Annotated in this window: 22 protein-coding genes; 9 read left to right on the forward strand and 13 right to left on the reverse strand. The window is 38.1% G+C overall.

The window, feature by feature from the left end; genetic code table 11:
* Positions 1 to 46 precede the first annotated feature (46 nt).
* Positions 47 to 883: a hypothetical protein gene (locus ND812_RS14370; RefSeq protein ID WP_265376091.1), complete on the forward strand. Its 837-nt coding sequence runs from the start codon at positions 47 to 49 to the stop codon at positions 881 to 883.
* 194 nt (positions 884 to 1,077) lie between these two features.
* Entirely contained in the window at positions 1,078 to 2,745 is a 1,668-nt protein-coding gene (locus ND812_RS14375; protein WP_322113697.1) for a bifunctional anthranilate synthase component I family protein/class IV aminotransferase, read from the forward strand.
* Here ND812_RS14375 and hslU read toward each other — a convergent pair.
* The 4 genes from hslU to xerD are packed head-to-tail and all read right to left on the reverse strand — an operon-like array spanning position 2,735 to position 6,074.
* Entirely contained in the window at positions 2,735 to 4,153 is a 1,419-nt protein-coding gene (gene hslU, locus ND812_RS14380; protein ID WP_265376092.1) for an ATP-dependent protease ATPase subunit HslU, read from the reverse strand. The genes ND812_RS14375 and hslU overlap by 11 nt on opposite strands.
* A 1-nt stretch (position 4,154) precedes the next feature.
* Positions 4,155 to 4,688, reverse strand: a complete 534-nt coding sequence (gene hslV / locus ND812_RS14385; protein ID WP_100727469.1) for an ATP-dependent protease subunit HslV — start codon at positions 4,686 to 4,688, stop codon at positions 4,155 to 4,157.
* A gap of 46 nt (positions 4,689 to 4,734) precedes the next feature.
* Complete coding sequence (locus tag ND812_RS14390; RefSeq protein WP_108958805.1) at positions 4,735 to 5,166, reverse strand: ATP-binding protein; 432 nt, start codon at positions 5,164 to 5,166, stop codon at positions 4,735 to 4,737.
* Positions 5,166 to 6,074 carry a site-specific tyrosine recombinase XerD gene (gene xerD / locus ND812_RS14395; RefSeq protein WP_100727467.1) on the reverse strand — a complete coding sequence of 303 codons (909 nt, stop codon included), beginning with the start codon at positions 6,072 to 6,074 and terminating at the stop codon, positions 5,166 to 5,168. The genes ND812_RS14390 and xerD overlap by 1 nt, the downstream gene beginning before the upstream one ends.
* 97 nt (positions 6,075 to 6,171) lie before the next feature.
* On the opposite strand from xerD, the gene ND812_RS14400 reads away from it, so the two are divergent.
* Entirely contained in the window at positions 6,172 to 6,693 is a 522-nt protein-coding gene (locus ND812_RS14400) for a tetratricopeptide repeat protein (RefSeq protein ID WP_265357405.1), read from the forward strand.
* A gap of 60 nt (positions 6,694 to 6,753) precedes the next feature.
* The gene (trxB, locus tag ND812_RS14405; protein WP_108958807.1) at positions 6,754 to 7,695 is read left to right on the forward strand and encodes a thioredoxin-disulfide reductase; all 942 of its coding nucleotides are present in this window, start codon (positions 6,754 to 6,756) and stop codon (positions 7,693 to 7,695) included.
* A 70-nt stretch (positions 7,696 to 7,765) separates the two neighbouring features.
* On the opposite strand, the gene ND812_RS14410 is transcribed toward trxB, so the two are convergent.
* Genes ND812_RS14410 through ilvB form a run of 3 tightly spaced genes read right to left on the reverse strand, consistent with a single transcriptional unit; the run spans position 7,766 to position 11,753 of the window.
* On the reverse strand, positions 7,766 to 9,502 hold the full coding sequence (locus ND812_RS14410; RefSeq protein WP_265376093.1) for a peptidase MA family protein: 1,737 nt from the start codon (positions 9,500 to 9,502) through the stop codon (positions 7,766 to 7,768).
* A 59-nt stretch (positions 9,503 to 9,561) separates the two neighbouring features.
* Positions 9,562 to 10,050, reverse strand: coding sequence for an acetolactate synthase small subunit (ilvN, locus tag ND812_RS14415; protein ID WP_100728324.1), 489 nt, complete (start codon positions 10,048 to 10,050; stop codon positions 9,562 to 9,564).
* The gene (gene ilvB, locus ND812_RS14420; RefSeq protein ID WP_265357401.1) at positions 10,047 to 11,753 is read right to left on the reverse strand and encodes a biosynthetic-type acetolactate synthase large subunit; all 1,707 of its coding nucleotides are present in this window, start codon (positions 11,751 to 11,753) and stop codon (positions 10,047 to 10,049) included. The genes ilvN and ilvB overlap by 4 nt, the downstream gene beginning before the upstream one ends.
* 113 nt (positions 11,754 to 11,866) lie before the next feature.
* Here ilvB and ND812_RS14425 point away from each other — a divergent pair, with 113 nt between their 5' ends.
* Positions 11,867 to 12,973: a tetratricopeptide repeat protein gene (locus ND812_RS14425; protein ID WP_100727461.1), complete on the forward strand. Its 1,107-nt coding sequence runs from the start codon at positions 11,867 to 11,869 to the stop codon at positions 12,971 to 12,973.
* A 5-nt stretch (positions 12,974 to 12,978) separates the two neighbouring features.
* Here the strand turns inward: ND812_RS14425 and ND812_RS14430 are convergent, their stop codons facing one another.
* Both ND812_RS14430 and ND812_RS14435 read right to left on the reverse strand, forming a co-directional pair.
* Complete coding sequence (locus tag ND812_RS14430) at positions 12,979 to 14,148, reverse strand: MFS transporter (protein WP_265376094.1); 1,170 nt, start codon at positions 14,146 to 14,148, stop codon at positions 12,979 to 12,981.
* Between the two features lie 87 nt (positions 14,149 to 14,235).
* Complete coding sequence (locus ND812_RS14435) at positions 14,236 to 15,915, reverse strand: P83/100 family protein (RefSeq protein ID WP_265376095.1); 1,680 nt, start codon at positions 15,913 to 15,915, stop codon at positions 14,236 to 14,238.
* A 123-nt stretch (positions 15,916 to 16,038) separates the two neighbouring features.
* Here ND812_RS14435 and serC point away from each other — a divergent pair, with 123 nt between their 5' ends.
* From serC to ND812_RS14455, 4 genes are read left to right on the forward strand one after another with little or no spacing between them, the layout of a single operon-like run.
* The gene (serC, locus tag ND812_RS14440) at positions 16,039 to 17,136 is read left to right on the forward strand and encodes a 3-phosphoserine/phosphohydroxythreonine transaminase (RefSeq protein WP_265376096.1); all 1,098 of its coding nucleotides are present in this window, start codon (positions 16,039 to 16,041) and stop codon (positions 17,134 to 17,136) included.
* Positions 17,129 to 17,767 (forward strand): hypothetical protein, encoded by a 639-nt coding sequence (locus ND812_RS14445; protein ID WP_265376097.1) that lies wholly within the window; start codon positions 17,129 to 17,131, stop codon positions 17,765 to 17,767. Before serC ends, ND812_RS14445 begins: the two co-directional genes overlap by 8 nt.
* Entirely contained in the window at positions 17,764 to 18,201 is a 438-nt protein-coding gene (rpiB, locus tag ND812_RS14450; protein ID WP_135742989.1) for a ribose 5-phosphate isomerase B, read from the forward strand. Before ND812_RS14445 ends, rpiB begins: the two co-directional genes overlap by 4 nt.
* Positions 18,132 to 19,865 (forward strand): concanavalin A-like lectin/glucanase, encoded by a 1,734-nt coding sequence (locus tag ND812_RS14455; protein WP_265376098.1) that lies wholly within the window; start codon positions 18,132 to 18,134, stop codon positions 19,863 to 19,865. Before rpiB ends, ND812_RS14455 begins: the two co-directional genes overlap by 70 nt.
* Here ND812_RS14455 and ND812_RS14460 read toward each other — a convergent pair.
* Genes ND812_RS14460 through ND812_RS14475 form a run of 4 tightly spaced genes read right to left on the reverse strand, consistent with a single transcriptional unit; the run spans position 19,827 to position 23,755 of the window.
* Positions 19,827 to 20,216: a hypothetical protein gene (locus ND812_RS14460; RefSeq protein WP_265376099.1), complete on the reverse strand. Its 390-nt coding sequence runs from the start codon at positions 20,214 to 20,216 to the stop codon at positions 19,827 to 19,829. The two genes, ND812_RS14455 and ND812_RS14460, sit on opposite strands and share 39 nt — an antisense overlap.
* Positions 20,213 to 20,404: a ribbon-helix-helix domain-containing protein gene (locus tag ND812_RS14465; protein WP_265376100.1), complete on the reverse strand. Its 192-nt coding sequence runs from the start codon at positions 20,402 to 20,404 to the stop codon at positions 20,213 to 20,215. The genes ND812_RS14460 and ND812_RS14465 overlap by 4 nt, the downstream gene beginning before the upstream one ends.
* Positions 20,404 to 21,012, reverse strand: coding sequence for a tetratricopeptide repeat protein (locus tag ND812_RS14470; protein WP_265376101.1), 609 nt, complete (start codon positions 21,010 to 21,012; stop codon positions 20,404 to 20,406). The genes ND812_RS14465 and ND812_RS14470 overlap by 1 nt, the downstream gene beginning before the upstream one ends.
* A complete protein-coding gene (locus tag ND812_RS14475) occupies positions 20,984 to 23,755 on the reverse strand; it encodes a hypothetical protein (RefSeq protein WP_265376102.1) in 2,772 nt (923 codons plus the stop codon). Before ND812_RS14475 ends, ND812_RS14470 begins: the two co-directional genes overlap by 29 nt.
* Positions 23,756 to 23,783 lie beyond the last annotated feature (28 nt).

Below are 23,783 nucleotides of genomic sequence, written 5' to 3' on the forward strand. Positions count from 1 at the left end.
AACCTTGTTTTCCCGTTTTTTATACATAAAAGTTTAGCGAACCTCAATGGCAAACGAGAAAATCAAATACAAAGGCACAGAAATCCTTGAAAACTTAGACCACCTCATCCAAAAGGATTATTTCCATTTTGAATTAAAAGGTCTAACCAAATCGACACGTGATATCGTAAACGAAGTGGTCCAAGGAATTTTAAACCGCGTGGGTGCAAACCCTCTCACCTCTTTTCACCTCTTTAGTGGACTCATGGAAGCCCTACTCAATGCGGTAAAAGCAAATACAAGATTTGTCATTTTCCAAGATGAACTCTTAAACAAACTGAAAGCCCAAGGCCAAACTCCGGAAGAAGAAGCAGAGGAGTTACTTGATATCATTTTAGAAACGGAACCACTCAGAGATGCAATGCAACGTTACATTGTGCCCGATAAAATCAAAAAAGTGGTTCAAAAAATTCTAACGCTTTCTGACAAAAAGAGAACGAAAAAACATAATCTTAACGAGGATGAAAAAAACTTCCTAACAATTGTTAAAGAAAAAGTAAAGAAGTATGATCTAAAGATTTCAATGAAAATCGAAATCCGTCCCAACTCAGTTTACATTCGAATTCGTAACGATTCTCCGATTATGGGTATGGACTTAAACAGGATTCGAAAAAGTAGAGAACGTCACGCAGAACTTGCAAAACAAGGCAATAGTGCTGAGTTTTTTCGCCCTGACTTTTTAGATGAAAAAGAAAGTGCCGGTTTTGGAATTGCAATGATTGATGAAGGTTTTTACAACTTGGGACTTGATCCTTTAGAGTGTTTTGATATCCAAACGAGTAAAAAAACTACAACAGTCTATTTGAATTATCCACTCGAAGCACTCCAAAAAATGGAGTTTTAATCCTTATCGAATCCATTCCTTGGATACAATTCGAAGAGAACTACCGAAACTTAGGTGGCCTTCTCTTCGAAGATTGTGTAACAGAACCTGGTTATACAATATCCGATCATTACTTTGATCCCATTGAAGAGATTCAAGTTAAATTATATCGAAACCAAAACCTAAAAGGACAAATCCAATCTGTATTCGATCGATTGGATTTAGAAAGAAAAAAAGGAAATTACCCTTGTGGGATCCTCAATTATGAACTTGGGTATCACTTCATAGAAGGATTGGATTTAGAATCTTCTCCCTTAAAGGAAGGAACTTCTCTCCTTCATATCACCATCTTCCAAAACAAAAAAAGATTTAAATATAAAAATCCGCATCCGAAGGTTGAAACATCAGTTTCCATTTCAAATCCCAAACCGAAATGGACAAAAGACGAATATACAAAACAATGGAACAAAACTTTAGAATATCTGAAACTTGGGGAAAGTTATGAATTAAATTTGTGTTTTCCCGTCGAACTTCAGATAAACGGTGATTTGTTTTCATTCTACCAAAACCTGAAGGCAAAACAAAAAACAAAATTTTCAGTATTCTATCCTTACGAAAGGAAAAACAAAACCATTGTTTCCCTCTCACCCGAACTTTTTTTTGAAGTTCAAGGTGAAATCATCACCACCGAACCCATGAAAGGAACCATTGTAAGAGGGAATACAAGAGAAGATGATCAAAAGAATTTTTTGCACCTCCAAACTTCTGAAAAGGAAAGAGCCGAGAATGTAATGATCACAGATTTGTATCGGAATGATCTAGGAAGAATTGCCAAACAAGGGACTGTCGAAGTGGAAGAACTTTTTTCGATCCGAGGGCTCAGTACTGTTTGGCAAATGGTTTCCAAAGTTACGGCAAAATTAGACAAACCATTTTCTTGGAATACAGTCCTCTCTTCCTTGTTCCCATCAGGTTCCGTGATTGGTGCTCCCAAACGGAATTCCTATGAACTTTTACGTTCTTTAGAGGTTGGGAACAGAGGAGTTTATACAGGTGTTTTTTTTACATCAGAGGAAACAAACCATGTTCCTTGGATCCGTGCTAGTGTTACAATTCGTACGCTAGAAACAGATTCAATTGGCGAAACTCATAATGCAGTATATGGAATTGGAAGTGGAGTTACAGTATTATCCACACCCAAAGAAGAATATGAAGAATGCCTCTCTAAACTAAAAGTACTGACAAGTCCCATCCCACCTAATTTTCAAATCTTGGAAACTTTGAAACTGTCGAATGGAAAAATATTCTTAAAAGAACATCATGGGAATCGAATTGAAAGTACAGCAAAACGGTTTGGATTTTCATTTTCCAAAACAAAGTTAGAAGATACTTTCCATAAGATCGAAACAGAAGTAACAGGAAAGGTGAGGATTCGTCTCTTACTCGATGAAGAAGGTAACTTCCATTGGGAATCAACTTCTCTTCCAAAACGATCGATCCGAGCTTCCATCTCTTTGGGTTTTGCAAAAGAACCCATCAATTCAGATGATGTATTTTTATATCACAAAACAACAAACCGCAGTGTTTACAACCAACTAACAGAAGATTGTAAAGGATTAGGGATCGATGATTGTATCCTTTTTGACAAGGATGGTAGAGTGCTGGAAACAACAATCCGTAACCTATTTTACAAAGAAAAGGGAAAGTGGTACACACCATCCTTAGACACAGGTGGCCTTCCTGGGGTCTTTCGAGAAAGGCTTCTCCAAAAAAATTGGGTGAAGGTTAAACCCACATCCAAAGATGACTTACTGAATGCAGAGGCCATCCTAGTAGGGAATTCTGTACGAGGATTCGAACGGGTAACTCTTATTATAAGATAAATCGACTGAGGTCTTTGTCCTCGATGATTCCTTTGAGTTTGTTCGACACATATTCTTCATTGATCACCACATGTTTTTTGTCCTCTGGTAAATCGGGGGCTTCAAAACTTGTGTCTTCCAATAATTTTTCCATGATGGTATTAAGCCTTCTTGCACCAATGTTTTCATTTTTTTCATTCATTTGGAAGGCAAGTTTCGCAATTTCAGCAATTCCATCTTGCGTGTATTCAATCTTCACACCTTCAGTGGCAAGAAGTGCTTCGTATTGTTTGGTGAGAGAAGACTTAGGAGTTGTGAGTATTTTGATAAAATCTCCCTCCGTGAGTGTTTCCAATTCCACACGGATTGGAAACCTTCCTTGTAACTCAGGGATTAGGTCAGATGGTTTTGTCATGTGGAAGGCACCAGCGGCAATAAACAAAATATGATCCGTTTTGATTGGACCAAGTTTTGTATTCACAGTTGATCCTTCAACAATTGGTAACAGGTCACGTTGAACACCTTCCCTCGAAACGTCGGCACCTTGGCGCCCTTCTCGTCCTGCAATTTTATCAATTTCATCCAGAAAGATAATCCCCATCTCTTCTACTCGGCGCACTGCTTCGGATTGGATTTTATCTGAATCAATGAGTTTTTCTGCTTCTGATTCTAACAAAATTTTCTGTGCATCCGAAACTTTCACTTTTCGTTTGCCTGATTTTTTTGGCATCAAATCCCCAAGTAGGTTTTGGATTTGGTTGTCCATCTCTTCCATATTCCCAGCACCAAACACTTGCAACATGGGCATACCTGTTTGAGAGGATTGTTTCGGAATATCGATTTCGATTTCTTGTTCGTTTAAAACACCTTTTCGTAACTTGTCGCGGAACTTTTCTCTGGATTCCTTGTAACTCTCAAAACGTTCTTTTTCTTCAGGGTTTAGTTCGGATTCCTTTTTATGAAAGATAGGAGGAAGGATGACATCTAAAATGATTTCTTCTGCTTTTTCTGCGGCTTTGTCTTTCACGCGGTCTCGAAATTCTGCTTTCACAAGGTTTAAGGCGCCCATGGCCAAATCTCGCACCATGGATTCGACATCCCTACCCACATACCCAACTTCCGTATATTTTGTGGCTTCCACTTTTAAAAAGGGAGCACCACATAACTTTGACAGACGACGAGCAATTTCTGTTTTCCCAACTCCTGTAGGCCCAATCATAATGATGTTTTTGGGGTAAATTTCTTCTCGTAATGATTCTTCTAATTTACGCCTTCTGGAACGATTGCGAAGGGCAACTGCGACTGCTCGTTTTGCTTTTGTTTGGCCAATGATGTGTTCATCCAAACGCTCTACAATTTGGCGCGGTGTGAGATCCTCTGTTTTGTTTGGATCGTTTGCCACTTCTGCTAAAATGGTTTTGAGTGTCATATTATAATTCCTCGATCACTAAATTGTGGTTTGTATAAATACAGATGTCAGCGGTGATCTTCATGGCTCTTGTGATGATTTCTTTTGGATCTAAGTCTGTGTTCTCCACAAGGGCTCTTGCTGCACTGAGGGCAAAATTACCACCAGATCCAATCGCAAGTACACCATCATCTGGTGAGATCACATCCCCTGTTCCTGAAATGAGAAAGGATTCATTGGCATCACAAACAATGAGGAGTGCCTCAAGTCTACGTAACATGCGGTCCATCCTCCATTCACGTGCAAGTTCTACCGCAGCACGAGAAACTGATCCACCATGTTCAATTAATTTTTTTTCAAAGAGTTCAAAGAGAGTGAAGGCATCGGCAGCACTTCCAGCAAATCCAGCGATCACCTTACCATTGTAAAGGCGACGTACTTTTTTTGCTGTATGTTTCATGACGGTATTTCCCATCGAAACTTGGCCATCTCCCCCTACTGCAATTTTTCCATTTTTACGAACAGAGAGGATGGTGGTTGCGTGAATTGTTTCCATACGGATAAAATTCCAAATGGGAAACCGTTGTCGAGAAAAATGGAGGTTACTTTCTTTTGATGAGGACCATCTGGTTTCCAATCTCAAAGGATTGGTCTAAAAAATAATAATCGGTAAGTTCGCGGATCATAAATAACCCAATGCCATGTTCTCTGTAATCACTCACGTCGAAACTGCGTAAATCTTTGGGTTCTACTTTTTTTCCATAATCGCGGAGTTTGATTTCCACTCTGTCTTTATCAAATTGGATTTCGATAAAGATGGGTTTGTCTGTGCGACTGGAATAGGCGTGACGAATGATATTGGTGATGGCTTCCCCAATGACCAATTTTAAGTCCATGGAATCAAATAGCGAGAATCCATGTTCTAAACATAAATTGAAAAAATAATTACGAGTATGGGAAACAAAACGGGGATTGGAGGGAATTTGGATACGGACTACTTTTCCGTAGTCCGCATGTTTCGTGGGGTTCGACATTATCCTCTCGGATGGAATTTCTTATGAACTTCCTTCAGAGTTTTATTTGCCATATGTGTATAGATCTGTGTGGTAGAAATATCGATATGACCAAGTAACTCTTGTACGGATTTAAGGTCTGCGTGATTTTCAAGTAGATGAGTTGCAAACGAGTGACGTAGAGTGTGAGGAGTGACTTTTTTCTTAATTTTTGTTCTTTTGATGTAGTGGTTGAGAAGTCTCCAAACCGACTTACGATTGATATACGATCCTTTTTTGGATACAAACACAAAGTCACAGGTTCTTTTTTTCAAAATTTCAGTACGACTTTCTGTGAGGTAACGTTTCAGGATTTCCAAAGACTTTTCACCAAAAGGAACGAGGCGTTGTCTTCCCCCTTTTCCTTCGACAGTAATAGTCATATTTTCCATATCAATATCAGACATTTTTAAATTACATGCTTCTGAAATCCGAAGGCCAGAAGAGTAAAGTAATTCAAAGATACATTTGTCACGAAGTTCGTACAAATTGTCCTCTTTGATATTCTTAAACAGTTCCTCAATTTCCGCTTGTGTGAGGTAATCGGGGATGGTTCTTGCAACTTCAGGAGTTTCAATTTTTTCTGTTGGATTGGAATCGAGACGTTTTTCATCTCGTAAGTATTTATAAAACTGACGGATTGCGACAACTTCTCTTGCAAGAGTTTTTGCAGAGATTTTACGTTCTCTTTCTTCTTCTAGAAAACGCATGATGTCGTTTGCTTTTACTTCTAAAAAGTTGATATGTTCTTTTTCCAAAAAGATGGCGAACTTGTTGAGGTCGTATCCGTAGGAATAAATCGAATTATCGCTCAGTCCTTTTTCTACGGACAAGTACTCTTGGAATGTTTGTAAAAGCTGATTTTGAGAAACTGGCAATTTGGAACCCATCTTTACTCTCTTATGTTACTTAAAGAGTCGGACAAAAAGCTTAAAGAGACTTATTATTTTTTTTGCCACAAATGGCTATGTCAGGAAAAAAGGAGATGTGTCTTATCGAATCACTCCCTTTTTTTTACTCATCCTTTCTTTCCTGTTAGTCGTTAATTGCGGCCGAAAAGAACGAACTCTTTTTGAAGAAGGGAAAAAATGGGAATTGGTAGGAGAAAAAACAAAAGCTCTATATTATTACGAACTTTCGCTCCGTGAAAATCCTGAGTATGACCCTGTCCTCAAACGGATGGGACTTCTCCTTGCTGACAGTGTGGAATCCATTGCCACCGCCATCTTTTATTTGGAAAAATACCACAAACAAAAAAAAGACGACACAGAAGTACAAAGAGAACTCTTCCGCCTCTATCTTACCACAGGGTATGAAAAAGAAGCACTGGAAATTTTAGAGGAAATTCGGTTCCAAGGAAAAAAAGAAACCTTGGAATTTTTTGAAGCTACCTATCTCTGTCTTACGAGAGGGGTCAAACAAAAGGACTACCTCCAGAGTTTAGAAAATAGCCCACTTTCGGGTGACCCGTACTATGCACCTTGGGTGCGGGCGTGTGAAACAAAATAGGCACAAATCGTTTAGACCGAGTCTAAAGAATAACGAACTAGATACAGATTAGGAGAGAATATGAACCACAAAGTTGTCATCATTGGATCAGGACCTGCAGGACACACAGCAGCCATTTACGCGGCGAGAGCCAATTTAAACCCAGTGATGTATGAAGGATTTATGGCAGGTGGTGTTGCCGCAGGTGGACAACTCACAACCACAACAGAAGTGGAAAATTTCCCTGGTTTTCCAGAAGGGATCGATGGAACCAAACTCACCCAACTTTTCCGCGAACAATCGGCAAAATATGGAACCACCATCCACACCCAAACCATCACCAAAGTCGATTTTTCCAAACGCCCTTTTACCATTTGGTCTGATGACGAAGAAATCAAAGCAGAATCCATTATCATTGCGACAGGTGCAACCGCCAAACGTATGTTTGTAAAAGGGGAAGATGTTTTTTGGCAACGTGGGATTTCCGCTTGTGCCGTTTGTGACGGTGCCCTTCCGATTTACCGAAACAAAGCTCTTGCAGTTGTTGGTGGCGGGGACTCCGCAGTGGAAGAAGCAAATCACCTAACCAAATTTGCCTCCAAAGTGTATCTTGTGGTAAGACGTGACCAACTCCGTGCATCCCAAATCATGCAAAAACGTGCCATGGAACACCCAAAAATTGAAATCCTCTGGAACCAAACAGTTGTGGAAGCAAAAGGTGGTGCTGGTGGTCTTACTTCTATCGTACTCGAAAGTACAAAAGATAAATCCCAAAAAGACTTAGAAGTGGGTGGACTCTTTTATGCCATTGGACACGTTCCCAATACTGAAATTTTCAAAGGCCAATTGAATTTAGATGAAACAGGTTATATCATCACAAAACCAGGAACCACACAAACCAATGTGGAAGGTGTATTTGCTGCAGGAGATGTTCAGGACAAAGTGTACAGGCAAGCAATCACGGCTGCTGGTAGTGGTTGTATGGCCGCACTTGAAGCAGAACGCTGGTTAGAAGGTCATTAGAATTTAATCGTTTAGTCCCTTTGGAAGAGAAACCGATTTGGGAATCAAACGCCAAATCGGTTTTTTTATATCAGTCTGGATACAACACCGTTTCTCGATTTGGGAACACCACCGAATCTCCGCTTGGCGCCACATATTGTTTTTTTCCATTTTCCCATTCCACAATCGTGTAATTGGATCCACGGAATACAATTTGGTTTCCAGGAAATACATTCGCTTCCCATCCATCTCCAAACCAACGGTAATTCCCTTTTTTCCATAAGAAAAAATAAGTTCCCTTGGGTCCTAAAAAATCCCCTTCCCGTTTCCCAGTATAATCTTCCACATTTGCAGTGAAGATTTTGTATAGGTGAGGAAGTTCATCATATGATTTGATCTCTTTTGCGGATTCTTTGAGAGTAAAACCTTTCTCTAAAAAGGATAAATATTCATTGGGAAATTGTGGGTTCATGACTGTATACCCAGAAAGTGAAAGTGATTTTGTATCTTTTAAAATCTGAAGTTTGTCTGATTCAAATCGTTTTGTACTCTCTTTCAAAATAGAATCTGCACTTACACCAGTTATCTTTTGTAAGGCGAGAGTGGACTCAAGCCCCAAACAAGTTTCTTTTTGGTAAGAAGTGATCGCTTCTTTTCCATACACATCATGGATGTGTTTCACTAAAATGGCGCCAAAAAGATAAGGAATGTTGTCTTTGTATTTGGCATCTAACAAAGATTTAAAAGATTTGGGAGCCTTATTTTCTCGGATTAATTTTTCTGTTTCCGCATAAACCCAAACACGTTTACGGTCACTCATTCGAGATTCAGTATAAGATGCCAATCCTTCTTCAAACCAAGGGTCAAGGATTTCTTGGGATGGTTGGGTTCCAGTTTCCGCTATGGTTTTTAAACAAGATACTTGTTCAATGTTTCTTGTCAGTTTTTGGAGAACCATACTAAAATTAACCCGACGCAGTGAGTCGGCATCAAAATTTGCATTGCTCGATCGTTCAGGCATTTGTTCGCCACAACATAAAACAATGGCATCCCTACCCCCAAGTCCCATTTCTGTTTGGTTGGCACCAGGGAGATCAAATCCTACATACTCTTTTGCAGTTGGGTAGTCATCGAATAGTAGGACAGGTATTTTCCCACGATTTTCAAATCCAAATTCATTTTTTAAAAAAGTAAATAGAGCTTTGGTTTTGACTTCTTCACCAAACACACGTAAATACTCGTTCCACTTATCAGAACCATAAAAAACAAGATTTCCTATTTCTAACTTTGGTTTTCCAAACTGGGATTCATTCACGAGTAGATAATTTTGGAACTCGAGTGGTTTTTGGTAGATGGTATCGTATTCTTTTCGGTGGGAAATCCAATACTTTGTGATTTTGGTATTGTCTGGATAATTCCATACCAATGTCGGCGAACATCCATTACACGAACTGGGCGCAGGAGCAAAAACAAATCCAGTCCCAGTTGGAAAATCTAATTTAAAAATCCCTGTAGGCCATTCTGTAAACACACTGCCATCAGCACGTTTCCATTGGTAATGGTTTTTGGCCCATTGGTAGACTTCTCCCCCATCAGGTCCCGAATAATACCCAGGGGCTGCGTCCAAAAATCCTAACTTCAAATCTTCCAGTTTTGGTTCTTGGAGCTTTTCAGATTGGAAAAAACTCGTTGGTGCGGTTTCTCCAAAATCAAAATACAATACATCTGCCCCACTCCCACGTTTTAAAGGAACAGGTTTTCTCTCAGCATCAGAATAAAGGAAAGAACCTAAGAGGAAAGAAATTAGGAAAACAAGAGTACGTTTCATAGGGACAAATCTCAATTGCCCCAATTTTGGTCTAAAATGAGACCACTGTCAAGAGCATTCTAAACAGCGTTTTGGTTTCGATAGGCGATGGCGATTTGGCCTGTTCTTGAAATTTCTCGGATCCCAAATGGTTTTAAAACGGCGATGATATTACTCACCTGACGTGAATTTCCTGAAAACTCAATGAGAAGGGAATCTTCTGTCATTTCTAAAATTTTCACATCAAATCCATTACAAATTGTAAGAGCTTCACTTCGATTACTTTCTGTTATCGAAAAAGAAACAAGAACCAATTCTCTTTGTACAGAACTCGCATACGCCATATCTTGTACTCTTAAAACATCAGGGAGTTTTAATAATTGGTTTTTCACCTGACCAACTACAAAATCATCCCCATTCAGAACAATTGTCATAGAAGAAACTTCGGGGTTATCGGTAACACCTACGGCAATTGAATCAATGTTATACCCACGTCTTGTGAATAAACCTGAGACATGGCTCATGACACCTGGATGGTTATTGACTAATATACTGAGTGTATGTTTCATTTTTTCAATTTCCCCAAGTCTTTGAATTCGATAAGATCTTGTTGTGATTTACCAGCAGGGATCATAGGGAAAACTTTTTCTTCTGCAGGGATCATCACTTCAATGAGTGCTGAACCACTGTCTTTCAAAAAGAACTCTACCCCTTTATCGATCTCTGATTTTTTTTCAATCCTCATTGCTGGGATATCATAAGCTTCGGCAAGTTTCACAAAGTTAGGATTATAAGACCATTGTGATTCACTAAAACGTTCTTCATAAAAAAGTTCCTGCCATTGGCGAACCATACCAAGAAAGTTATTATTAAAAAGTAAAATCTTAACGCCTAACTTGGATTGCGCGATAGTTGCAAGTTCTTGGATACACATTTGGAAGGATCCGTCCCCTGTCACACAAATCACAGTTTTATCTGGGTTACCAAATTTGGCACCGATCGCAGCAGGTAATCCAAATCCCATTGTACCGAGTCCACCAGAAGTTAGCCAAGTATTCGGTTTATCAAAGAGATAATACTGTGCGGCCCACATTTGGTGTTGGCCAACATCTGTAGAAACAATGGCCTCACCCTTTGTTTTTGTGTATACCCTGTTCAAAAAATCTTGGGGTTTGATACTCTCACCACTGTTGTCAAAATCGAGTGGGTGATTTTGTTTGAGAGTTTGGATTCTGGAAATCCATTCCGCGCGGTCTCCACCTTTCACAAAAGGAAGGATCTCACGAATGGAATCTTTCAGATCACCATGTAAAATATGATCCACATTAATACGTTTATTAAACTCAGCAGCATCAATGTCCACATGGGCTCTCACTGCAGTAGGTGCAAAGTCTTGGTATTTTGCAACACGGTCATCAAACCGAGCCCCCAAATTGAGGATATAATCACATTCTAACACGGCTTTGTTGGCATAGGCAGTTCCATGCATACCTAACATCCCAACCGAGAGAGGATGGGTTCCAGGAAAGGCGCCCAGTCCCATGAGTGTTGTTGTCACAGGCGCATTTGCTTTTTCTGCAAGAGCTTTGATTTCCGCAGAAGCAAAAGAGTTGATTGCACCGCCACCTACATAGAGTAACGGGCGTTTGGCTTGGTTCAAAGCATCCGCAAATTCTTGTGGATCCCCTTTTACCTTTGGTCTTTCATAATGGTGAGGAGCAATTTTTAAAGCAGAAGCTTTTCGTACGGAAGTTTTTTCCAATTGTACATCTTTTGGAAAATCAAGTAATACTGGGCCTGGTCGACCACCCATTGCGATTTTAATGGCTTCTTCAAAATGACGAGCCAGGTCATCGGCCTTTTTGATCAGTGCATTGTATTTTGTGATGGGGATTGTGATTCCAAAAATATCTGCTTCTTGGAAAGCATCGGTTCCAATGGCATCTGTGGATACCTGGCCTGTGATGGCAAGAATGGGGATGGAGTCCATTTTGGCATCAGTCAGACCAGTGATCAAGTTGGTTGCTCCAGGTCCAGAAGTTGCAATACAAACACCTAACTTTCCTGTGGACCGAGCATACCCTTCTGCCATGTGGATGGCACCTTGTTCATGGCGTACAAGGATGTGTTTGATTTTTTTACTATGATAAAGTTCGTCGTAGAAAGGGAGAATGGCACCACCAGGGTAACCAAAGACAATTTCAACACCCGCTTCTTCCAATAATTCGACCATGAGCCGGCCGCCAGTAATTGCTTCGGTTGTAGATGTCATACGTATCCCCCCTCATTGTCATTTCTGCAAAAAAGAGCCTGGTGTCAATGTTCTCACGTTTTTGAGTCGATTTTTACTGTCTAAAAAGGAATGCTGAAAATTGGACAGAGAAAATGGAAAACGCCGAGATTGAAAAAACACAAGAAGATGAAAAATTCACAAAAATAAAAGCTCTTGCAAAAGAAGCTTATCGTTTTCTCGACCAAGGTCGCTTCAAAGAAGCAAAAGAACGATTAGACATATTAATAGATGAAGATCCTTCCAATACCTATGGGCTTGTTGGACTTGGCGATTATTATGCCAAAACAAAACAACCAGAACAAGCCATCCAATATTATCGAAAATGTTTGAGTGGTGATACCACAAATAAGTTTTCCCTTATGGGACTTATGAATGCCTACCGAGATCTCAATAGTTTAAAACGAATCATCGAAGTTGCGGAAGAATTTCACCACATAACAATCACAGATGCAAGTATTTTATCTAGAGTTGCTGATGCCCACAGGAAGTTAAAAAACTTCAAAGAATCTGAAGTGTATTATATGGAAGCTCTGCAAATTAATCCAAACGACCAATATGTGATTGTGGGACTTGGGCATTTGTATTTTGCCTGCCAAAGGTATGCGGATGCAATTTTGTGGTGGGAAAAACTTCTGAGTAGCCAACCAAATAATATTAAAATCCTAACTGAAATTGGAAATAGTTACCGTAAGATCAAGGATTTTGATAAAGCTATTCTTTATTACGAACGTGCCAAAAATCTAGATCCAAAAAACTTCTTTGCACTCTATGGTCTCGCCGAGTCTTACCGCGGGAAAAAAGATTTTAAAACCGCAATCACTCATTGGGAAAAAATCCTTGAGTCTGACCCTGAAAACAAACTCATTATCAACCGTTATGCGGACTCTCTCAGAGGACTTGGCAACTATGACAAAGCTCTCGAATGTTTTAATAAAATTCTCGCGAGTGGCGACGATTATTTTGCACTTCTCGGAAAAGCTGCCGCATTACGACTCATTGGTGACCTCGAAAAAGCAGAAGAAATTTATTTAGGACTGCTAACCAAATCTCCTAATGATCCAAGACCAGCACTAGAACTTTCAGACCTTTGGGACATCATGGGGAAAAAAGCACAGGCCATCAAACTTCTAGAAGATTTAGCAAAGAAAAATCCATCTAACGAAGCGATTCGCGAACGGATTGAGTATTTAAAGGATTAGGAATACTATCTTTCACTTATTGGTATGAATTTGAGATACATCCATACCAATAGTGCAAATGTACTTGTTACAAAAAAAGTAACTCCTGCTCCAAACATAAACCAAATCCAACCAGCAATCAAACTTGCAAAAAAAGTAGCAAAACTCTGTAACCCAGTGAACATTCCAATGGCAGTCCCTACTTCCTCGGAAGGCACAAGGTTACTAATCCAAGCTTTTCCAATTCCTTCTGTTGCACTTGCAAAAAGACCATATAAAAAAAAGGCAAATACAATCCATGCAAGAGTTTGAAAGCTACCCATGATCCAATACACAAGGATAAACATAAAAATTCCGAATAAAAACATTCGTTTGAGTCCGAAAAGATCTGCCAATATACCAAATGGATAAGCAAAAATAGCATACACTAAATTATAAAAAATATAAATCCCAATGACTGCTGTGTCACTGAGCCCCACTTCTTTAGCTTTCAGGATCAAAAAAACATCGGAACTATTCCACAAAGCAAATACAAGTAATCCAAAAACTAACTTTCGATAATTGGGATTTGTCTGTTTCCAATACGAAAGATAGGAAAACAAACTAATTGTTTTTCCCGTTTGTTTTGTTTGGTTTTCCTTCTCTTTTAATAAAAAAGTAAGTCCTATCGAAATGAAACCCGGCACAACCGCCAAATAAAACAAATATACATATTGATTGGGGTAGATTGCCAAAAAGATTAAAGCGATGCATGGGCCAATCACAGCACCAAGTGTATCAAAGGATCGGTGGAATCCAAAAATCTGTGCTTTTGAGGAAGATGTGGTTTCTTCTGATAATAAAGCGTCCCGAGCTCCAGTGCGAACACCCTTTCCAATCCGATCCATTGTTCGTGAAAAAAAGACAAGGTATGGCAATCGACTAATGGCTAACAAGGGTTTGGAGATGGCACTCAGTGCATAACCAAAACGCACAAAAGGAACTCGTTTTCCTTGGATATCCGAGAGATTGCCAAAGTACCCTTTACTATAACCAGCGACAAACTCAGCAACCCCTTCCAAAAATCCAATGAAGAGGATCGAATACCCAATGGACTTTAGGTAAATGGGTAAAATTGGGTATAACATTTCGCTTGCGATATCTGTAAAAAGACTCACAAGCGAGAGTATCCAAACTGTTTTGGAAATTGTTTTCAAATTTATAGAGACCTGCCAGCCCGTAAGAATGTTTCCATTTAGGAATCACTCTTATGAAACTGGATGGATAAGAATTGACCACTCTCCTTACGGAGCAATGGTTTTGAGTAAACTTAAGTCCTCTTTTTTGAAGACTTTAATCGTTGTTTTTTCTCCTTCTTTTGGTTTTCCTGTTACGTAAATTTTATCGCCAAAAAATGTGAGTTCCGAATTTTCTTCGACTGGTTCTTCTGTCCGTTTTTCAAACGTTAAATCTGATTTAAAACGTGATACATGGTATTTGTCTTTTACCTTTTCAATCACATAAATTTTGTCTTCACGATTGATCATAGGTGTTCGCCAGAAAATATCTGCTGATTCACTAGTCTTTTTTACACCTAATTTATCTGGATCAAGTAATACGAGTTTGTGTTTACGAGTTTCTACTTTTTCTCCATCATAACCAAGCACAAGTACCCCTTGGTTTGCAATTTCTTTAAACTCCTTAGAACAAATATTATTGTAAGGACTTTTGAATAGAGCATCATCTTTTGCAGGATCAATGGCCCAAAGTTCATTGGAATAGTGACCATCTGTATCATATTTGATAAACTTCATAAAAAGGATTTTGTTGTTCACAACATTATCACTTTGTTCTTCTTTTTTCTTCAGTTCTTCTTTGGTTTGTGCGAGTTCTGTTTTTAATTCTTCAACTTTCGCTTCTACCTTTTGAACCGTGTCATCTTTTTTTGCACCATCACTAGAAGTAGTGGTTCCTGTTCTTGCTTCTTCTTTTTTAGCAAGTTGTTCTTCTTTTTTGCTTAACTCCTCTTTTTTTGCCTCAACTGCTTGGGATTTCTCGTCAGTTTGTTTTTTCTCTTGTTCGATCTTTTTGACTTCTTCCGTTTTTTTATCAATCTCAGCTTTATTTTTTACAGGATCTTTTTTGAGTTCATTCAGACTTGCAACTGCTTCTGCTTCTTGTTTTTTAAGAGCTTCTTTTTTGTCTTGGAGTTCTTTGCCTTCTTTGGAAACTTCATCTTTTTTATCTTGCAAAACCTTTTTTTCATCTTTGATTTTATCGGTTTGCAACTTGTCCATTTTTTTGGCTTCGTCTTCCATCTTTTGTTTGGTGGCAGGATCTTTTTCTTTGTCCTTCACCGTACGATTTACATCTTTTTCCAATTCATCAGTGGTAAGATCTTTTCCACTGTCTTTTAAGATATTGCCTTCAATAGGAATGATGATTTGTGTTTTCCCTGGCCAATTTTTATAAACGGTATCAATCCCCAATTTATCAGGGGATGTAACTTCCATGACACCAGAAGTGTATTTTTTTCCAAAAAATTTGGAATCCTTTCTATGAGTTGCATTGTAGTACAGAATGTACTGCGCTAAGGTCTCAGCATTCCCTACTTTGTATTGGAATGACTTTTCAATGTAAGAAGCAAGGATCCTTGCAATGGAGTTGATATGATCAAAACTTTGAGATTCAGAGATAATGAGGATATCGGCTCCGAGTTTTCCATCAGCACCAGGCAAAATCCTTTGGATTTTCACCCCATCTACACTTGCCGAATTTTCTTTGGCCAAGGTTTCTGCGAGTTTTTTACCCGTTTCCGTATTTTCTTGGATGATGTCATCCGAAGCCTTACGTAGGGAACGGTTGATGAATTCAATTTTTTTGGAACCCTTGATTTCGGATTCACCGAGAGGGGCTTTGGATTGGGCTGTCAGTGAAAAACCGACAACAATTAGACAGATGATGATGGAACGAGAGATTCTCATTGTTTCCTCACGAAATTAGGTTTCAGATGCCCACAAGATTAACAACCTTTCCGATTCTGCAAAGCAAGTTTTCGAATAAAAATCTATTTACCAGGGGGTGGACATTCAAAATTCTGTGGGAGAATGCCTACGTTTACACACAGAATCTACAATTTTAATGCAGGTCCCGCCATGCTCCCTACCGAGGTCATGGAGGAGGCTCAGTCTGAATTCCTCAATTTTAGAGGAACTGGTATGTCTGTTATGGAAATGAGCCATAGAGAAAAACATTTCCAGAACATTTTAGATGAATCCATTGCTGATTTACGAGAACTCTTAAACCTACCGTCTCGTTATGCGGTCGTTTATTTTCCCGGCGGAGCGACATTACAATTTTCAGCGATTCCTTTTAATTATTTAGAATCAGGTGATTCCGCTGATTTTGCAGTAACTGGCGTTTGGGCAAAAAAAGCCTTCGAAGAAGCCAAAAAATTCTACCCAAATGTAAAATCCATCTTCAATGGCGCAGATTCCAAATACATGGAACTTCCAACCATCACGGATGCTTCTATCAACGATGGTGCAAAGTATGTTTATATCACATCCAATAATACAATTTATGGAACAAGATACAAATCTTTCCCCAAATTGAAAAAAGCTCCCCTCATTGCTGACATGACAAGTGAGTTACTCAGTCGGAAACTTCCTATCGATGATTTTTCTGTCATCTTTGCAGGTGCTCAAAAAAACATAGGCCCTTCTGGACTCACTGTTGTGATTTATGATAAGGAAAAACTGGGAAAAGTTTCTCATGCAATTCCAAACCTTATGAATTTTGAATTGATGGAAAAAAATGGCTCTCTTTATAACACACCTCCTACCTATTCCATTTACATAGCAGGACTTGTTTACAAATACCTAAAACGGAAAGGTGGACTTTCAGTAATGGAAGAAGTCAATGAAAGAAAAGCAAAAAAATTGTACGATGCCCTTGATGCCTCTTCATTATTTTATGCTCCCGTACCAGAGGCTTTCCGTTCTGCGATGAATGTTGTATTTCGTAGCCATAATGACAGTTTAGATTCCAAATTTTTATCGCTTGCCGAAGAACAAGGATTTGCTGGCCTCAAAGGATACCGTGAAGTAGGTGGATTTAGAGCAAGTATCTACAATGCAATGCCTGAAGAAGGTGTGGATGCACTTGTATCCTTTATCAAAGAGTTTGAAAGGACAAATGGTTAAATTTGCATTAGGGGTATTTTTTTGCCTCACAACAGGTGTTCTCTATGCACATTCTGTTTGGATCCCTGAAGGAAATTTTGCTTGGGAAGAAGCGAAACAATGTTATGTGACTTTGCAAAAAGAAATTCCACCAAAAGCAATTAGCCCTGACATCCAAAATTTGGATCGAACCAAAATGGCTTTATTTGCAAGAGAATCTGCGGAACTAAGAGTCAATTCTTTGGATTGTATCAAAGCTTCGATTACACTTCCCGAAAAAGATTCCAATTTGGGTGAATTATTAACACCATCACTTCTTTCTGGACTCAAGTGGGAAGAGTCCTATTTCCAATTGGAATGGAGGATCCTTCTTTCTGACAACAGGACCTACCCTCTTACACCAAGTGAGATTCAGGTCGCCAAACAATGGCTAGAGTCACATAACGAAATCAAACAAGAAATTTTCACACTGACAATTGAATATTTATCAGAAAAAAATCCAAGTTCCAAACGTGAAAGGTATTTAGACCTATTCACTGGTTATTATGGAAGTTTACTCCGAGAGAGAGATAAGTTTCTACTCTCACTTTCGATCGAAAGTTATACGTCTTACACCGATGCCCTAAAACAAAGAAAGGAAAAATCCGAATGAAAGAAAAAATTGGAATCGCCTCTGATCATGGAGGATTTGCTCTCAAAGAATTCCTCAGGAAAAGTCTCGAGGAATCGTATGAAATGGTCGATTACGGTACTAAGAGCGAAGAGTCCGTCGACTACCCAACCATCATTGGAGATGCCTGCCGAAAGGTTCTTTCCAACGAAGTCCCAAGGCTCATCGCTCTTTGTGGTACTGGCATTGGAGCATCCATTGCAGCAAACCGCTTCAAAGGCATTCGAGCGGCCCTATGCCATGATGAGTTTACGGCGGAAATGTCCAAACGCCATAACAATGCCAATGTACTCGTTTTAGGGGGAAGAGTTCTCGGAACAGACTTAGCTCTGAGAATTGTGAAAAAATGGATCGAAACAGATTTCGAAGGTGGCAGGCACCAAAAACGATTGGGTCTTATCGAAGAACAGTCCTAATTTCCCTTTGTTTCCTTTTTGTAGGGACCTCTCTCTTTTCATGGGAAGTCCCCAAAAAGGAGACCGTCAACCTGAGCCTTTGGAAAAAAATTGGTGTTGTCGAACACAAAGAACCCGGCAAAAAAAACACACTCAAACCAAAAGAAAACACTCCCAAATATGGTGAGTTGTTTTTTGATTTTGAAGGGGAACCAAACGAACCAAACCTTTCAGAATCGGGAACCTCTTTCCCTTCCAAGTCAATTTCTGTTGTTTCCTCTTCATACTTAGAAGATACCAAAACACAATTTTTTGGTAAAAAATCTGCATACTTTTCTGGTAGAAGGAACCAAATCCATCTTTCCGTTTCAGGGAACTCAGTGTTTGGAACCCACCCAGATCCATTTAGCATTTCCATTCCACTCCGTATGGGAGAACAAGGTGCAGGTTCTGTGATCTTGGACCGAACTGTTTATGTGAAAGGGAAAAAATACGGCATCTCACTTGAATTAAACGAAGGTAAACCAACTCTCTTTGTGAACAATCTTTTGCAAAAAACGGAAGGAAGGACAAGTAGTTTTGTTTTAGAATCTTCTGTGAAAATCAAACGTCAAACATGGGAAGTCATTTCTATTTACTTTGATACGCTGAACCATCGTTATGTTTTATACCAAAATGGAATTGAAACTGCGGAATATGAAAACAATTCACCAGATACCATTGGATTTGGTTTTCCTGAAAATGATTCAACACCATTAGTATTAGGAAAATCTTACTATGGAAATTTAGATGGATTTCATATCCACAAAGGGGAACCAGAAACTCGTTATACAAAATTTGAATCTGTAAAGTATGATGATGATACAAAAATTGGTTCAATGGAAGGAAACTTTACAATTTCTCCTATCCTAGAAACCAAGTATAGTAATTCTATCTTACAACAAATCCAATGGAAAATTGATAAACCACAAGACACGATGATTGAATTGTACTTTCGAGGATCGAATCAAAAATTCAATGAATCGAGTTCCCTTTCTTGGACAAGGATTCGTTCCCTTACTTCGGATTTACCAAAACTTCGTTTTAAATTCTACCAATGGAAAATCTGGTTTCGGCCAGATCCCATGGGAAAAACGGTTCCGAACGTTCAATCACTTAGTTTCGATTATACCGAACAATCTCCTCCAGACATTCCGACTCTGTTTCGATTGGACCCAAACAATACAAAAGAAGACCAAGTATGTTTTTTGTGGAACTCCAATCATGAGAAGGAAGTGCAAAATGGTGGTGGTTACATCATCCATTATGGCCTTTTACCGAATCGAATGGTAGGATCCATTTTTGTAAAAAAGAACCAGGGGAATGAACTTCGTAAAATTGATGGGAACGATGAAAATAGTAGTTTTCGCAACAAACGATTTTGCGCAGATGAAGATACACTCATCACGAATATTTACATCCCAGAAGGGCAATTGGAATCACCGGAAGACCGAAATTTGGCAGACCAAGTTGATTTTTCAAAAAAAGAGAAACGAGGGCATTTGTTCCAATCGGGTTTGACTTATTATTTCAGAATTTCAGCTTACAATCGTTATCTGAATGAATGGGATTCCAAAGACCAAAGAAGTGCTCTTTCCCCTCCTATTTCAATTAGTTTCCCGAAGGAAGTTACGAATCTTAAGTAAGGGATGAGTTATCATTTCATCCTTTCCATAATGATAAAAGACATCCATTCCTTCATTTAAGGCAGACACTTGTTCCAAACCAAGTCCTTCGGAAAGAAGTAACTCCGATCGAATTTCATCCATAGAAATAGGGAAAATTTGATCGGTTAGGTCCTCTAAGTTCCGTAAGATCATCTTCTTTTTTTCAGGACTCACAACACCTAAAGTAGTAAATACTAAATGAATGGAATATGTCGAAGTAAAAAATCGTGTATTGGAATCGATTGATGCAAGTAGTAAGTTTTTTAAAGTTTCCTTTTTATCGGATTGGATCAATGGAACTAAAAAACTAGCAGATAAATATACTTTCAAGGAAAGATCTCCGTGAGATTTTGCACAGCCTTTCGCCTAAGTATTTCCGATTTTTGGATGATTTCATTTTTTAAAGCCAAACGAATGAGTTCTCCTTGCGAAATCCCCCTTCGAGTTGCTTCATTTTTAAGTAATATTTGTTCTTCTTCTGAAAGTAAAATCTGAAAACGTTTATCAATTTTTGCCATTAATCTTCTTCTTCCAATTCCTTTTCGGCTTTTTCAAATTTTCGCCAATACAAACTTGCGTCCTTCCATTGACCAAGTGACTCATAAAGTGATGCAATATTATAATAAGATTCTGTTAATCGATAATCAAGTTTTACGGCTTTTAAAAAAAGTTTGATCGACTTTTCTTTGTTATCCGAAAACCACTCACTAAAAGCCCATAAATAATACCATCTTCCCAAGTTTGGATCTCTTGGTCTTACTTTTTCCAAATGTAATACATTTTCTTGGAAAAGTTTTGAGGCTAAATTATAGTTTTTTTGAATGATTTTTGCCTTATTGATTCTATCCTCGGCTGGTTCATCTGGTTTTGGTACTGACAAATCATTCCGATACAATAAGGCCTTTGCATATAATAATTTGAAGTATAATTCGTTTTGGCTTAGTTCGAGGTAACGTTCCAAATAAGGAATGGAACTGGTTTCTTCATCAACTTTATGCAAACCATAGATTTGTTTTTTTAAGGCAATGGTTTCTTCTTTTTTTTTACTTCCGCCTGCGGAGATAGAAGTAACGATTAATAAACAAACCGATACTAGTTTAAAAATATAAATAGTAGTTTTGCCCATCTTCTGGAAATTTCATTGATTTGAGTTCGTGAGAAAACGGTAATTCTTGTAATTTTTGAACAACAGTTAAATATAAATCTTTTGCGGAAACAATCAACATCATATTAGGTGAGGTTTCAATCAATCGATCTTTACTTTCCAAATAAGTTTGGATCACTTCAACAAAATGTTTTTTGCTACGTTCCCATTCAGGAGATGGATGGTATTCAGGCCAATGGATTCGAAGAACATTTGCTGCTCTTTTTCCACCAAAGGTTGCTTGCATAAAGGATCGAATCATCCATGACAAACTATCTTTTAAAAATTCAGGTTTTCGTTCTTCTTTATCAACAAGTACATGCAAAGCGGGAATTACCTGTTTTAATTTTTCTTGGATCATCCGTTTATGTGAATCCAAAAACTTTCCTCGTTCTTCTTTATTCAATAGTACGAGGAATATTCCAGGAAATCCAAGTGTTTCCATATGAAAGGCTATGATGGTCTCTGTTTGTAATAAAATTTCCCAAGAAAACTTTTTTGAAACAAAACGATCAAGTCTTACATTTTCATCAATCTCCAAAGAAGCAAAACCAGATTCATCAAATGGTAAGTAAGGGTCATGGTGTAAAAATATCAAATTGGATCGTGTATTATAATCAAGACCGGATGAAATTTGATTATGAAATGAACCGAGTGAATCATTCAAAAACAAATAAGAAAAACGAGGAGAACCCAAACGGGATATAAAGTTTTTTGTATAACCTACTATACCATCATAAGAAATTTCATTTTCACGGTAGATTTTATCAAGAAGGCTATACTCAAATCGTTTTTCTTCAGGGATGGAGGTAAAAATGTTTTCAGGAATGGAACTTTGTTTTGGAGGAAGTGTATCCTCACGTTTTGTCACATTGGAAACCAATCGTTCTAATTCTGGATTAAAAATTGTTTCTCTTTTTCGTTGGACCGCATCTAATATAGCAACGCGTTTCCAAGCAGCAGGAGGTAAAATTTTAAAACTCGTTTTTTTCACAGGAATTTGATTCTTTATAATAGGTTCTGTTTTTGTTTCAATTCCTTCTTGATTCAATTCAGTTTTTTTTATCAATTCATGTTCTTCGTGAATCTCCGCAGGATGAGGGAGGGATTCCCCTAACATCGGTGTAGTTGACCATCTTCGTTTTAGATTTGCCCAAAACACAAACAAAACCCAAGGACCAATAAAAACAAATCCAAAACTAAGCATGTACGCTGGATAGGAAGCATATCGATACACAGTCAATCCAGAAACAATGCCAGGTTTTCCTTTTTCTTTATCTAGAAAATATGTCTGGAATTTATGGTGTAAAAAACCTACCGATTCCTTTTTGGAATCTATATGCCTTAGTTTTGAAAGCTGAGTTCCATTCCATAACCTAGGATTAAATATTACCTGTTCTTTACTTTTGTTATCAGACAATTTTATATCAACAATCGGAAAATAAAATTCATCTGTATCTTTTTCTTTTTTAGCATATAATAAATTAGGTTTGAGAACAGTAACGAGTACTGTTTTCAAACTATCTTCCTTGTTTTGAATGGGAATCATGTAAACTAAATCCATTTCAGATTCAATCAAAATGGATTTTGGATTTTCTTTCATTGTTTGTAATAACAGAAAAATTTCAGATCCAAATCGATTTTGAAGAGTTACATCCACCTGCTCCATTTTCCATTCATAAATTTCCGAGACTACTGACTCACTGATCCCGAATCCATTTGTATGATTTAGGTAATTTGACCTAATATTTTTTTCAAGACCAATCAAAGTATCTTCTAGTTGATTGAACCTGTGTTTGGTCCATGGTCTGTAATAACGATAGTCAGGAAATAATTCCCAACTTTTTTGGTAAAAAACAAGGAGTACTAAATAAACAAGTATAGGTATCACAATTCGTTTTTTGAAATGGAAATGTTCGAAATGAACTACCATCCAAACAAAACGTATATAAAATAAACCAGTAAACGTTATGAGAAAGAGGATAAAACAACCATAACGAATTTCTTCCACTTCCGTATCTGTTTGCCTTAATAAATAAATGGAAAACCGATCTTTTGTTTCTAAATATAAATTAGAGAAGTCACCATCGATTTGCCAAGTGATCTCCTGGCCTTCTTTCCCTTGGAACAAACCTAATAATTCGTTACTTTCTCTGTCACCAGACAGAATCGATTCATCATTGGTATATAAGATTTTTTGGGTATTCGGTTGGAATACCCAATACAAATATCCATATTCTAAATTCGGATTTTGAACAGACCCATGCGAAAAATTAAACTTTGGGAATACAATGAAAAATTTTCCGGTTGTGACCCGATACACATAATCACCGTTAGATAAAATTTTAATCTTACCTTCTAGTAATCCAGATGGGTCCTGTCTCAATTCTTCCTGAAAAATTTCGTTGGTTTCATTTGTACTATGAATCAAACGTAATGAATCATCATATAATCGTACGTATTCTAAATGTAGGGATTTTTGAATTTGTTTTGTGACTTTACTCGCACGATAAGGTAATTCTGAGTCACGAACAAAAAACTCAATTGTATTCAAATACTCATTGGTTCGATTTTCATCATAACGCAAAAGAGCCGTGATCAGATTCGTTTTCCTTTGGATGGGACGAATCCATTCAAAATAACCGTAAAAAAGGAAGGTAACAAATAACGAAACGGAAATGAGACCAAAAAGAATAGACAGGTTTCCGAAATTTCGTTTCATCATTCTTATTATCGGGTTGTCATTAGGCAAA

Origin of the sequence: Leptospira limi (genome assembly GCF_026151395.1) — a bacterium.
Classification (GTDB): domain Bacteria; phylum Spirochaetota; class Leptospiria; order Leptospirales; family Leptospiraceae; genus Leptospira_A; species Leptospira_A limi.

Coding starts and splice junctions, on each gene's coding strand:
- ND812_RS14390 (WP_108958805.1), bottom strand. CDS start 5,166: ATGTCGAACCCCACGAAACATGCGGACTACGGAAAAGTAGTCCGTATC.
- serC (WP_265376096.1), top strand. CDS start 16,039: ATGCCTACGTTTACACACAGAATCTACAATTTTAATGCAGGTCCCGCC.
- ND812_RS14370 (WP_265376091.1), top strand. CDS start 47: ATGGCAAACGAGAAAATCAAATACAAAGGCACAGAAATCCTTGAAAAC.
- trxB (WP_108958807.1), top strand. CDS start 6,754: ATGAACCACAAAGTTGTCATCATTGGATCAGGACCTGCAGGACACACA.
- ND812_RS14410 (WP_265376093.1), bottom strand. CDS start 9,502: ATGAAACGTACTCTTGTTTTCCTAATTTCTTTCCTCTTAGGTTCTTTC.
- ND812_RS14470 (WP_265376101.1), bottom strand. CDS start 21,012: ATGGGCAAAACTACTATTTATATTTTTAAACTAGTATCGGTTTGTTTA.
- hslU (WP_265376092.1), bottom strand. CDS start 4,153: ATGACACTCAAAACCATTTTAGCAGAAGTGGCAAACGATCCAAACAAA.
- ND812_RS14475 (WP_265376102.1), bottom strand. CDS start 23,755: ATGATGAAACGAAATTTCGGAAACCTGTCTATTCTTTTTGGTCTCATT.
- rpiB (WP_135742989.1), top strand. CDS start 17,764: ATGAAAGAAAAAATTGGAATCGCCTCTGATCATGGAGGATTTGCTCTC.
- xerD (WP_100727467.1), bottom strand. CDS start 6,074: ATGGGTTCCAAATTGCCAGTTTCTCAAAATCAGCTTTTACAAACATTC.
- ND812_RS14465 (WP_265376100.1), bottom strand. CDS start 20,404: ATGGCAAAAATTGATAAACGTTTTCAGATTTTACTTTCAGAAGAAGAA.
- ND812_RS14425 (WP_100727461.1), top strand. CDS start 11,867: ATGGAAAACGCCGAGATTGAAAAAACACAAGAAGATGAAAAATTCACA.
- ND812_RS14445 (WP_265376097.1), top strand. CDS start 17,129: ATGGTTAAATTTGCATTAGGGGTATTTTTTTGCCTCACAACAGGTGTT.
- ND812_RS14455 (WP_265376098.1), top strand. CDS start 18,132: ATGGATCGAAACAGATTTCGAAGGTGGCAGGCACCAAAAACGATTGGG.
- ND812_RS14435 (WP_265376095.1), bottom strand. CDS start 15,915: ATGAGAATCTCTCGTTCCATCATCATCTGTCTAATTGTTGTCGGTTTT.
- ilvB (WP_265357401.1), bottom strand. CDS start 11,753: ATGACATCTACAACCGAAGCAATTACTGGCGGCCGGCTCATGGTCGAA.
- ilvN (WP_100728324.1), bottom strand. CDS start 10,050: ATGAAACATACACTCAGTATATTAGTCAATAACCATCCAGGTGTCATG.
- hslV (WP_100727469.1), bottom strand. CDS start 4,688: ATGGAAACAATTCACGCAACCACCATCCTCTCTGTTCGTAAAAATGGA.